Source organism: Agromyces sp. NPDC055520 (assembly GCF_053619715.1).
Genome location: NZ_JBSHJY010000067.1, coordinates 1 through 11,376 on the forward strand (window position 1 = coordinate 1; position 11,376 = coordinate 11,376).

At 72.2% G+C, this 11,376-nt stretch carries 10 protein-coding genes; 3 read left to right on the top strand and 7 right to left on the bottom strand.

Going from position 1 to position 11,376, the window contains the following annotated elements:
• Positions 1-13: 13 nt before the first annotated feature.
• Genes pucL through aceB form a run of 7 tightly spaced genes read right to left on the bottom strand, consistent with a single transcriptional unit; the run spans position 14 to position 7,041 of the window.
• Complete coding sequence (gene pucL / locus ACWGST_RS16325; protein ID WP_452047729.1) at positions 14-919, bottom strand: factor-independent urate hydroxylase; 906 nt, start codon at positions 917-919, stop codon at positions 14-16.
• Between the two features lie 51 nt (positions 920-970).
• Positions 971-1,312, bottom strand: coding sequence for a hydroxyisourate hydrolase (gene uraH, locus ACWGST_RS16330; protein WP_452047720.1), 342 nt, complete (start codon positions 1,310-1,312; stop codon positions 971-973).
• The gene (gene uraD, locus ACWGST_RS16335; protein ID WP_452047721.1) at positions 1,309-1,806 is read right to left on the bottom strand and encodes a 2-oxo-4-hydroxy-4-carboxy-5-ureidoimidazoline decarboxylase; all 498 of its coding nucleotides are present in this window, start codon (positions 1,804-1,806) and stop codon (positions 1,309-1,311) included. Before uraD ends, uraH begins: the two co-directional genes overlap by 4 nt.
• Positions 1,803-3,308: an allantoinase AllB gene (gene allB, locus ACWGST_RS16340; RefSeq protein ID WP_452047722.1), complete on the bottom strand. Its 1,506-nt coding sequence runs from the start codon at positions 3,306-3,308 to the stop codon at positions 1,803-1,805. The genes uraD and allB overlap by 4 nt, the downstream gene beginning before the upstream one ends.
• The gene (locus tag ACWGST_RS16345; protein ID WP_452047723.1) at positions 3,305-4,117 is read right to left on the bottom strand and encodes a bifunctional allantoicase/(S)-ureidoglycine aminohydrolase; all 813 of its coding nucleotides are present in this window, start codon (positions 4,115-4,117) and stop codon (positions 3,305-3,307) included. The genes allB and ACWGST_RS16345 overlap by 4 nt, the downstream gene beginning before the upstream one ends.
• Complete coding sequence (locus tag ACWGST_RS16350) at positions 4,114-5,442, bottom strand: DUF6986 family protein (protein ID WP_452047724.1); 1,329 nt, start codon at positions 5,440-5,442, stop codon at positions 4,114-4,116. The genes ACWGST_RS16345 and ACWGST_RS16350 overlap by 4 nt, the downstream gene beginning before the upstream one ends.
• Positions 5,443-5,445: 3 nt before the next feature.
• Positions 5,446-7,041, bottom strand: coding sequence for a malate synthase A (gene aceB / locus ACWGST_RS16355; protein WP_452047725.1), 1,596 nt, complete (start codon positions 7,039-7,041; stop codon positions 5,446-5,448).
• Positions 7,042-7,213: 172 nt separating this feature from the next.
• Here aceB and ACWGST_RS16360 point away from each other — a divergent pair, with 172 nt between their 5' ends.
• The 3 genes from ACWGST_RS16360 to ACWGST_RS16370 form a co-directional block, all read left to right on the top strand.
• Positions 7,214-8,668, top strand: a complete 1,455-nt coding sequence (locus ACWGST_RS16360; RefSeq protein ID WP_452047726.1) for a xanthine dehydrogenase small subunit — start codon at positions 7,214-7,216, stop codon at positions 8,666-8,668.
• On the top strand, positions 8,665-11,103 hold the full coding sequence (gene xdhB / locus ACWGST_RS16365; RefSeq protein ID WP_452047727.1) for a xanthine dehydrogenase molybdopterin binding subunit: 2,439 nt from the start codon (positions 8,665-8,667) through the stop codon (positions 11,101-11,103). The genes ACWGST_RS16360 and xdhB overlap by 4 nt, the downstream gene beginning before the upstream one ends.
• 14 nt (positions 11,104-11,117) lie before the next feature.
• A partial coding sequence (locus ACWGST_RS16370; RefSeq protein ID WP_452047728.1) for an XdhC family protein occupies positions 11,118-11,376 on the top strand: 259 nt, incomplete at its 3' end.

Below are 11,376 nucleotides of genomic sequence, written 5' to 3' on the forward strand. Positions count from 1 at the left end.
GTTCCTGCAGAGCTCACCCGAGGAAGCTGCCGCCCTCCCAGGCGGCGGGAGCCGGCGCGAGACCGTCGCGTGTCACCGTCGCCTCGATGAGCCCGTACGGCCGGTCCGCCGCGAAGAACACCTCGCCCGGGTTGTCGAGGTCGAAGGGGCCGAGGTCGACCACGAAGTGGTGCTTGTTCGGCATCGAGAACCGGATCTCGGCGATCTCGGGGTGCACCTCGAGCACGCGCGCGCCCATCTCGAAGAGGGTCGCCTGCAGCGCGGCCGAGTAGCGCTCGGCGAAGGCCTCGAGCAGCAGCGCCCGAACGCTCTCGTACACGGCGTCGAAGTCGACGTCGACGCCGGCGCGGGCGTAGCGCCAGCGGGCCGCGACATCCGTTGCCAGAATCCGGTCGCCCGTCTCCTGCAGGGTCGTGTAGCGGTCCCGGGGAAAGCCCTCGAAGCCCGACTGCGTCGTCTTCAGCACGGTGAGCCCCTCGAGTCCGCCGAGCACGTGCCGCTCGTCGCCGTCCGCGACCACGACGGCCGTGCGCGTCTCCTGTCCCGAACGCACGAAGGCGTGGTCGTGCGCTTCACCGTGCGCCGTGATGCGCTGCCACGCGTAGCTCTCCGCCTCCCAGCGGCCGCCGCTCACCCAGTCGAACGACGACGTGAAGTGCTCGGCCAACCGCAGCAGGAACGCCTCGGGCGACCCGACCCCGTCGCGCGCGAACGCGAAGATCGTGTTCTTCTGCGTATCGGTCGGCACGACGTGCGCGTTGTCGCCCGACAGGTGCGCAGCGGCGAAGTCGCCGCGAAGCCGCGAGGTCACGTTGAGGTCGTTGATCTCGTGCCGATCGGTGTCGCGGGTGACCTTCACGACGCGGACCTCGGCCTTGCCGTACTGGTTCGGTCCGAGCACGATGCCGCCGTCGGTCATGGTGTCTGCGTCCACGGTCTCTCCATCCACGGTCTCTCCATCCGTCGGGTTCTAGCTTCCTCGGTAGGTCGAATAGGCGAAGGGGCTGAGCAGCAGGGGCACGTGGTAGTGCCGCCCGGCCTCGGCGACCTCGAAGTGCAGCACGACCTCGGGATAGAACGTGTCGGTGCCGCGTGCGGCGAAGTACGCGCCGGTGTCGAAGCGCAGGCGGTACTGGCCCGTCGGCACCGATTCGGGTCCGAGGGCGGTCGCGCGGCCGTCGGCGTCGGTGACACCGGCGCCGACGATGATCCAGCCGGATGTCTCGTGCACCGACAATTCGACCGGAACCCCCGCTGCGGGGCGGCCGACGGTCGCGTCGAGCACGTGCGTCGTGATCTGGGAGGTGGTCATGCCGTCAGGGTTCCCTTCAGTCGAAGCGCGGCGATCTCGCGCAACTGCTCGGCGACGACGAGTTCTTCCTCGACGGGCGAGTTGGTCAGCCGCTCGCCGAGCGCCTCGAGCATCTCGCTCGCCGACCGGCCGGCGGCTCGAATGAGGAAGACCCGCCCGAATCGCGCTTCGTAGGCGGCGTTGCCCGCGGCGAGTGCAGCCGCCACGGCCGTGTCGCTCGGGTCGACCCCGGCCTGCTCGCGGCGCGACATGCCCGCCTCGGTGCTCTCACCGTCGGGGCGGCGGCCGATGCGCGGATGGTGCGCGAGCGCGCCCTCGACCTCGTCGGCGGTGAACGGCGACGCGGCCGCCCCGGCCGCCGCCACGAGCTCGTCCATCGAGGCGTAGGGGCGGCCGTCGGCGAGCTGTTCGCCCCAGCGCGGGATGTCGAGGCACGGGCGGAGCACGTCGAGCGCGGACTGACGGTCGACCCGGTTGAATACCTCGAGCCTCACGAGCTGGTCTCCCCTCGGCGCGGCACATGGTGCCGCGCGCTGTCGAGCGCGCTGTCGGGCGTACTGTCGGGCGTACTGTCGGGCGCGCTGGCCCGGCGCAGCGCGCCGTCTCGGCTCAGCAGGCCGTCACGGCGCAGCAGGCGGCCGCGTGCGACGTCCCGGTCGACCCGGCGCCCCGCGAGCAGGGTCGTGCGCACGACCCCGGTGAGTTCGCGCCCGTCGTACGGGCACACGGCGTGGCGGTGCTCTAGCGCGGCGGCGTCGACCGTGAAGGTCTGTTCGGGTGCGAAGACGGCGAAGTCGGCCGCCGCGCCCTCGGCGATGCGGCCCTTGCCCGTGAGGCCGACTCGACGCGCCGGCGCCCCCGACATCCACTCCACGACCCGTTCGAGCGGGATGCCGCGTTCGCGCGCCCCCGTCCACACGAGCGGCAACCCGAGCTGCAACGACGAGATGCCGCCCCAGGCCAGGGCGAAGTCGCCGTGGCCCGCGTACTTCAGTGCGGCCGGCGCGGGCGAGTGATCCGAGACGATGAAGTCGATGGCGCCCGCTTCGAGGCCCGCCCAGAGCGCATCGCGATTCGCGGCCTCGCGGATCGGCGGGCAGCACTTGAACGCCGTAGCCCCGACGGGGATCTCTTCGGCGGCGAGGGTGAGGTAGTGCGGACACGTCTCGACCGAGAGTCGCACGCCCGCGTGCCGGGCGTCGGCGATGCGGCCGAGCGAGTCCGCCGAACTCAGATGCACGATGTGCGCGCGCACCCCCGTGCGAGCGGCGCGTTCGACGACGTCGGCGATCGCCGTGTCTTCGGCCTCACGCGGGCGCGACGCGAGGAAGTCGGCGTACCGGGTGCTGTGCGGGTGCGGCGCCGCCTCGATCACGTGCGCGTCTTCGGCGTGCACGACGAGCAGCGAGTCGGTCGCGGCGAGTTCCGCCATCGCGGCCTCCATCTCGTCGGCCGTCACCGCGGAGAACTCGTCGACCCCCGAATCCAGCAGGAAGCATTTGAACCCGAACACGCCCGCGCTGTCGAGCGGCGCGAGTTCGGCGAGGTTGCCGGGCACGACACCGCCCCAGAATCCGACGTCGACGAAGACCTGCCCTGCGGCGGCCCGCCGCTTCACCTCGAGCGCGTCGGCCGAGGTGGTCGGCGGAATGCTGTTGAGCGGCATGTCGACGATCGTCGTGACGCCGCCCGCCGCCGCGGCGCGCGTCGCAGAGGCGAACCCCTCCCATTCGGTACGGCCGGGTTCGTCGACGTGCACGTGAGTGTCGACGAGCCCGGGGATGAGCACCTCGTCGTCGGCGAGCTGCAGGATCGCCGACCCCGCGAGCGCGGTGCCGAGCGCGGTGCCGAGCGGCGCGATGCGCGCGATGACGCCGTCGCGCACGGCGACCTCGGCCGGCTCGAACCCGTCGCCGAGCAGCACGCGCTCGCCCCGGATCACGAGGTCGAACCCGTCGGTCCCGACCCTCTCGCCGCCATCGGTCGCCCGAGTCATGTGAGCCTGATCTGCCGGTTGACGTCTTTGTAGAGCAGGTAACGGAACGGGCCCGGCCCGCCCGCGTAGCACGCCTGCGGGCAGAACGCCCGGAGCCACATGAAGTCGCCCGCCTCGACCTCGACCCAGTCGTCGTTGAGGCGGTAGACGGCCTTACCCTCGAGCACGAAGAGCCCGTGCTCCATGACGTGGGTCTCGGCGAACGGAATCGTGCCGCCCGGCTGGAAGGTCACGATGTTGACGTGCATGTCGTGCGCGAGGTCGTCGGGGTCGACGAACCGCGTCGTCGCCCAGGCCCCGTTCGTTCCGGGCATCTCGCGTGGCGCGACATCCCGATCGCTCGTGACGAACGAGGCCGGCGCCGCGATGCCGGCGACGGGCTCGTAGGCCTTGCGGATCCATTGGAAGCCCGCGGCCTCGTCGCCCTCGTTCGCGATCGACCACTCGGCGCCGGCGGCGAGGTAGGCGTAGCCGCCCGGCCCCAGCACGTGCCGATCGCCCTCGAGTGCGAGCGAGAGCGAGCCGCTCGTGACGAACACGACGCCCTCGACCCCCGCCTCGGGCTCGGGCCGATCGGCCCCGCCGCCCGGCCCGATCTCGACGATCAGCTGCGAGAAGGTCGTCGCGAAGCCCGCGATCGGCCGCGCGATGATCCACGACCTCGTCGAGGTGAAGCCCGGCAGCTTGCTCGTGACGATGTCGCGCAGCACCCCCTTCGGGATGACGGTGTAGGCCGCTTTCACGATCGCCCGGTCGGTGAGCAATTCGGTCTGGCCGGGCAGCCCGCCCTGCGGGGTGTAGTAGCTCATGGTGACTCCTTCGCGAGCTTCGGGTGGGCGAAGCGCACGAGGCCCCGCCGATCGATGCCGAGGTCGGCGGCGATCTCTGCGTCGGCGAGCGCGCCGCACTCGACGCCGCGCAGCACGTAGCCGGCGAGCGCGCGGGCGGTGGCCGGTTCGTCGAGCACTGCGCGGGCCGCGCCGGCACTGCCGTCACGGCCGCCACCGCCGCCGCCGAGGTAGTCCCGCAGGCGCTCGGCCGCCGCGGCGTACCCCTCGCGGTAGAACCCGTACGTCGCGATGAACCGGGTCGCCAGCTGATGCGGGTGCAGATCCCACCCCTGGAAGAAGCCGCGGTCGAGCGAGCGGCGCACGAGCCGGGCGTGCAGCCGCCAGGCGTCGATAGCGTGGTCGCCGACCGGCAGGATGTTCGTCGACCCGTCGGAGAGTCTGATGCCGGTGCCAGCGGCCGCGAGCTGCATGACCTCTTTCGCGAAGTCGGCGACGGGGTGCTCCATCGACTGGTTCGCCGCCGAGATCGCCAGCGCCGCGCTGTAGTCGTAGGTGCCGTAGTGCAGCCCGCTGATGCGGCCGGGCACGGCGCCGGGCAGTTGCGCGAGCGGCGAGACGCCGTCGTGGCCGAGCACGAGCTGCGGCGTCTCGACCTGCACCTCGAAGCGCAGCCGGCCCTCGGCCAGCCCGTGCGCCCGCTCGAGGGCCGCAGCGATCTCTGCCATGGCCTCGACCTGCGCGACCGTCGAGACCTTCGGCAGCGTCAGCATGAGGCCGTCGGGCAGCGGACCGCGGGCCACGAGGGTCGTCACGAAGAGATCGAGGGTGCGGATGCCGCGCGCCCGCGTCGATGCCTCGAAGCTCTTGAACCGCACGCCGATGAAGGGCGGTGCGAGCCCGGCGGCGACCGTCGCGGCGACGCGTTCGGCCATGCGCCATGCGTCGGCGTCTTCGACTTCGTCACCGCGATCGCCGTAGCCGTCTTCGAAGTCGAGCCGCAGGTCTTCGATCGGCTCGCGTTCGAGCTTGTCGCGCACGGCGGGCACGACGGCGTCGACGAGCGCCGCATCGAGGCCGACGCGCACGGCGAGCGCCTCGAGGCCGCCTGCGGATTCGGCCGCGGCGAGCGCCGCAGCGCCCCACTCGGCGGGCAGACCGGCGACGTACCGGTCGGCCGGAACGTAGACGGTGTGCACGGGCTGGCGCGAGCCGTCGTCGCCGGGGTAGGCGTCCGCGAGCAGCGCGTCGGTCGCGGCGAGGCGTCGGTCGACCGCGGCGAGGTCGCGTGCGGTCAGCGCGGTGCGGGGGGCGGGTGCGGCGCGCGCGCTGCGGACGTGGGCCATGGCTCAGCCGAGAAGCTCGTAGGCGGGCAGGGTGAGGAAGTCGGTGTACTCGGGCGACAGGCAGAGCTCGGCGATGAGGGCCGCGGCCGGCTCGTAGCAGGCCGCGAACAGCTCGGCGTCGACGTTGCCGCGCAGCCGTTCGACCTCTTCGGCGAGCGCGCTGCGCACGAGCTCGGGGGTCGCCCTGCGACCGGTGTCGGCGTAGACCACGCCGCCCCGCAGCTGCTGCCACACCTGCGACCGCGAGATCTCCGCGGTCGCGGCATCCTCCATCAGATTGTGGATCGCGACCGCGCCGTTGCCCGAGAGCCAGACCGCGGTGTAGACGACGGCCACCGAGAGGTTCGCGTGCAGACCCGCCTCGGTGACCTCGCCCCCGGTCGAGGCGACGTCGAGCAGCTCGCGGGCGGTCACCGCGACCTCGGGCCGTTGCCGATCGAGCTGGTTCTCGCGGTCGCCGAGCACCTCGTCGAAGACCTCCATGCAGATCGGTACGAGGTCGGGGTGCGCGACCCACGAGCCGTCGAACCCGTCGTGCGCCTCGCGCAGCTTGTCGGCGCGCACCTTGTCGAAGGCCGCGCGCGTGGCCTCGGGGTCGTTGCGGTTCGGCACCGCCGCGGCCATGCCGCCCATCGCGACGGCGCCGCGGCGGTGGCAGGTCTGCACGAGCAGCTCGGTGTAGGCGCGCATGAACGGCGCGGTCATCGCGATCTGCGAGCGGTCGGGCAGCACGAATGCGTCGCCCGCGTCGCGGAACACCTTGAGCATGCTGAAGAGGTAGTCCCACCGGCCGGCGTTCAGCCCCGACGCGTGCTCGCGAAGCTCGAAGAGGATCTCGTGCATCTCGAAGGCCGCGGGGATCGTCTCGATGAGCACGGTCGCGCGCACGGTGCCGCGCGGAATCCCGAGCGCCTCCTGCGCGAACACGAAGACGTCGTTCCAGAGCCGCGCCTCGAGGTGGCTCTCGAGCTTCGGCAGGTAGTAGTACGGGCCGCGGCCGCTCGCGATGAGCAACTGCGCGGTGTTGAAGAAGTGCAGCCCGAAGTCGGCGAACGACGCCGCGACCGGCTCGCCATCGACGAGCACATGCCGCTCGGGCAGATGCCACCCGCGCGGGCGGGTGACGACGGTCGGCAGCTCCGCGTCGGTGCGCAGCGCATACTCCCTGCCGTCGGGCGCGGTGAACGCGAGCGTGCCGCGGGCGGCGTCGCGGAGGTTCAGCACCCCGCCGACGACGTTGTCCCACGTCGGGCTCAAGGCGTCTTCGAAGTCGGCGAGCCAGACCCTGGCGCCGGAGTTCAGCGCGTTGATCGCCATCTTCGGCGGCGACGCCGGGCCGGTGATCTCGACGCGTCGGTCGCGCAGGGCATCGGGGGCGGATGCCACGTGCCAATCGCCGACCCGCACTGCGCGGGTCTCGGGGAGGAAGTCGAGCGACCCCTCCCCGGCGGCGATCGCCGCACGACGCGTCGACCGGTCGGCGAGCAGGCGCCGGCGGGCGGCGTCGAAGCGGCGGTGCAGCTGCTCGACGAAGTCGAGGGCATCGGGGCTCAGGATCTGCTCGCCGCCGTCGACCGTGCTCGTCGTGATCTCGATCACAGGCGGTACCTCCCACTTCGTCGTGGTTCGCGGGCGCGGCGCGCATTCAGTTCATCATCGTCGGCTCTGCGTCGCGGGCGCAATGACCACGGGAGTGTCGACGCGTAGACTCTGACCACCGAGTCGCCGACGGCGACCCGGAGCCAACGCAGCGCCGCGGAGGAGTTCGACCATGGATGACATCGCCGTGACCGTCAACGGTCGGCGACGCCCGCTGCTCGCGGCCGTGCACACGAACGCCCTCGACTGGCTGCGCGAGATCGGCCTGTCGGGCGCCAAAGAGGGCTGCGCCGAGGGCGAGTGCGGGGCGTGCGCGATGCTGCTCGCCACGCCCGACGACCGGGGCGGCACGGCGTGGACCGCGGTGAACGCCTGCCTCGTGCCCGCTGCGGCACTGAACGGGCAAGAGGTCGTGACCGCCGAGGGGCTCGGCTCCCCCGAGGCGCTGCATCCCGTGCAGCAGGGGCTCGCGAGCGCCGGCGGCTCGCAGTGCGGGTATTGCACGCCGGGCTTCGCGTGCAGCATGGCCGACGAGTACTACCGCGCCGACCGCGCACCCGCCGCCGAGGGCGAGGGTGAGGACGAGGGGCACGCCGAGCACGGACCCAACGGGTTCGACCTGCATGCGCTCAGCGGCAACCTCTGCCGGTGCACGGGCTACCGGCCCATCCGCGATGCCGCGTACGAGCTCGGCTCACCGGCCGAGGGCGACGCACTCGCCGAGCGCCGTGCCCGACCTGCACCCGCCGCGGTGCCGACCGAACTGCGATCGAACGCCGGCCGATTCATCCGCCCGGCGAGCCTCGACGAAGCCCTCGGCCTGCTTCGCGACGAGCCCGGCGCGCTCGTCGTCGCGGGCGCCACCGATGTCGGCGTCGAGGTGAACCTGCGCGGGCTGCGCCCGCCCCTCGTCGTCGCGATCGAGCGGCTCGACGAGCTGCGCACGCTCTCGATCGGCGACGACGTGATCGAGGTCGGCGCGGCGCTCACCCTGTCCGAGGTCGAGCGCCGGCTCGACGGCGGCGTGCCGCTGCTCGCCCAGCTGCTGCCGCAGTTCGCCTCGCGCCTCATCCGCAACCGCGCGACGTTCGGCGGCAACCTCGGCACGGGTTCGCCCATCGGCGACACCCCGCCGGCGCTGCTCGCGCTCGGCGCCCGCCTCGTGCTCGCCTCGAGCACGGGCGAGCGCGAGATCGAGCTCGCCGACTACTTCACGGGCTACCGCCAGACGCTGCGCCGACCCGACGAGCTCATCCGAGCCGTGCGCATCCCGTTGCCGCTCGCGAACGTCGCCGCGTTCCACAAGATCGCCAAGCGCAGGTTCGACGACATCTCGAGCGTCGCCCTCGGCTTCGCGCTCGACGTCGACGACGGCGTCGTCACGTCGGCCCGCATCGGCCTCGGCGGGGTGGCGGCCACGCCGCTGCGCGCGCTCGCCACCGAGGCGGCGCTCGTCGGCAGGCCGTGGAACGCCGACACCGTGCGCGCCGCGGCGAAGGTGCTGGCGGCCGAGGGCACCCCGATCTCCGATCATCGGGCCTCGAGCGACTACCGCTCGTTCATGCTCGGCACCGCGCTCGTGAAGCTCCACCGCAGCACCGCCCTCGCGAGTGAGGTGCCGGCATGAGTGCGCTCGCCGACCGTCCGGCCAACCCCGTCGTCGGGCTCCGCGCGGCCCACGAGAGCGCGGCGCTGCACGTCACGGGCGCCGCGATGTACACCGACGACCTCGCTGCGCACACCGCCGGGGTGTTGACCGCGTGGCCCGTGCAGTCGACCGAGGCGCACGCCCGCGTGCGGGTCGACGTCGCCCCGGCGTACGACGTGCCCGGCGTCGTACGGGTGCTCACGGCCGATGACGTGCCGGGCGTCAACGACGCCGGCATCAAGCACGACGAGCCGCTCTTCCCGAGCGAGGCGATGTACACGGGTCACGCCCTCGTCTGGGTGCTCGGCGAGACGCCCGAGGCGGCGCGACTCGGCGCCGCAGCGGTGCGCGTCTCGTATGAACGCCTGCCGTCGATCGTCACCGTCGCCGAGGCGATCGCGGCCGACTCGTACCAGGGCATCGCCCGCACCGTCGCACGCGGCGACGCATCGGCGGCGATAGCCGGCTCGGCGCGCGTCTTCGAAGGCGTCTGCGAGGTCGGCGGTCAAGAGCACTTCTACATCGAGACGCAGGCCTCGCTCGCGGTGCTCGATTCCGAGGGCCAGTACTTCGTGCAGAGCTCGACGCAGCACCCCTCCGAGACGCAGGAGATCGTCGCCCACGTGCTCGGCGTTCCGTCGAACCGGGTCACCGTGCAGTGCCTGCGCATGGGCGGCGCGTTCGGCGGCAAAGAGATGCAGCCGCACGGGTTCGCCGCCATCGCCGCGCTCGGCGCGAAGCTCACCGGCCGGCCGGTGCGACTGCGGCTGAACCGCACGCAAGACATCACGATGACCGGCAAGCGCCACCCGTTCCACATCGAGTGGCGGGCGGGGTTCTCCGACGACGGGCTGATCGAGGCGCTCGAGGCCACCCTCACCGCCGACGGCGGCTGGAGCATCGACCTCTCGGAACCCGTGCTCGGCCGGGCGCTCTGCCACATCGACAACGCCTATTGGATCCCGAACGTGCACGTGCACGGGCGCATCGCGAAGACGAACAAGACCTCGCAGACCGCGTTCCGCGGCTTCGGCGGGCCGCAGGGCATGTTCCTCATCGAAGACGTGCTCGGCCGCGTCGCCCCGGTGCTCGGCATCGAGCCGGCCGAACTGCGGAGACGGAACTTCTACCGCCCGGGCCAGCACACGCCGTACGGGCAGCTCGTGAAAGACGCCGAGCGGCTGCCGGCGATCTGGGATCAACTCGTCGAGGAGGCCGATCTCGAGGCCCGCCGCCGCGAGGTCGCCGAGTTCAACGCGGCGCACCCCGACTCGAAGTGGGGGCTCGCGATCACCCCCGTGAAGTTCGGCATCTCGTTCAACTTCTCGGCGTTCAACCAGGCCGGTGCGCTCGTGCTCGTCTACAAAGACGGCTCGGTGCTCGTCAACCACGGCGGCACCGAGATGGGCCAGGGCCTGCACACGAAGATGCTGCAGGTCGCGGCGACTGCACTGGGCGTGCGCCTCGATCAGGTGCGGCTCGCCCCGACCCGCACCGACAAGGTGCCGAACACCTCGGCGACCGCCGCCTCGTCGAGCAGCGACCTCAACGGCGGTGCCGTGAAAGACGCCTGCGAGCAGATCCGCGCCCGGATGGCTGATGTCGCCGGCCGACTGCTCGATGTCGACGCACGAGACGTGCGCTTCGAGGGCGGGTTCGTCACCGGGCTCGGCAACGTCGACGGGCGGCTCACCTTCGCCGAGGTCGCGAACGCGGCGTACCTGCAGCGCGTGCAGCTCTCGGCGGCGGGCTACTACCGCACCGAAGGGCTGCACTGGAACCCCGATCTGATGCAGGGCTCCCCGTTCAAGTACTTCGCGTACGGCGCCGCCGCGACCGAGGTCGAGGTCGACGGCTTCACGGGTGCCACGCGGGTGCGCCGCGTCGACATCGTGCACGACGTCGGCGACTCGCTCTCGCCCATGCTCGACCTCGGCCAGCTCGAGGGCGGCTACGTGCAGGGCGTCGGCTGGCTCACGCTCGAAGAGCTGCGCTGGGACGAGACCGACGGTCCGAACCGCGGTCGCCTGTTGACGCAATCGGCGAGCACCTACAAGCTGCCGAGCTTCTCGGAGATGCCCGAGGTGTTCAACGTGCGCCTCTTCGAGAACGCGCGCGAAGACGGCGCGGTCTACGGCTCGAAGGCCGTCGGCGAGCCGCCGCTCATGCTCGCGTTCAGCGCCCGCGAGGCGATCCGCGCGGCGGTGGGCGCGTTCGGGCCGGCCGGCCACAGCGTCGAACTCGGCTCGCCGGCGACGCCCGAGACCGTGTTCTGGGCCGTCGAGGCGGCGCGAGCCGCAGCGACAGCGGCACCCGCGTCCACAGCACCGGGGGCAGCGGCACCTGCGGTACCCCGAGCGGCACCCGCACCCGCGGCGCCCGATCGGGTACCGACCGCCGCGCCCGGGTCCTAGCCCGCACCGGCGCCATGGACTGGCTCGAGGCCCTGCAACGGCTCCGCGACGCGCGAACGCCGGCGGTGCTCGTCACGATGGCGATGGTGCGCGGCCATGCTCCCCGCAACGGCGGGGCGAAGATGGTCGTCGCGCCCGACTCGGTGTTCGGCACGGTCGGCGGCGGCAACCTCGAGCAGACCGCGATCGATCGCGCTCGCGCGATGCTCGCCTCGGCGGCCGCCGAGCCCGAGCTGCTCACGCTGACCCTCAGCGATCGGGCGACCACCGAGC

Bases quoted from the DNA above. Each gene is read 5' to 3' on its own strand.
- pucL (WP_452047729.1), bottom strand. From the start codon at position 919: ATGACCGACGGCGGCATCGTGCTCGGACCGAACCAGTACGGCAAGGCC.
- uraH (WP_452047720.1), bottom strand. From the start codon at position 1,312: ATGACCACCTCCCAGATCACGACGCACGTGCTCGACGCGACCGTCGGC.
- allB (WP_452047722.1), bottom strand. From the start codon at position 3,308: ATGACTCGGGCGACCGATGGCGGCGAGAGGGTCGGGACCGACGGGTTC.
- ACWGST_RS16345 (WP_452047723.1), bottom strand. From the start codon at position 4,117: ATGAGCTACTACACCCCGCAGGGCGGGCTGCCCGGCCAGACCGAATTG.
- ACWGST_RS16350 (WP_452047724.1), bottom strand. From the start codon at position 5,442: ATGGCCCACGTCCGCAGCGCGCGCGCCGCACCCGCCCCCCGCACCGCG.
- ACWGST_RS16360 (WP_452047726.1), top strand. From the start codon at position 7,214: ATGGATGACATCGCCGTGACCGTCAACGGTCGGCGACGCCCGCTGCTC.
- xdhB (WP_452047727.1), top strand. From the start codon at position 8,665: ATGAGTGCGCTCGCCGACCGTCCGGCCAACCCCGTCGTCGGGCTCCGC.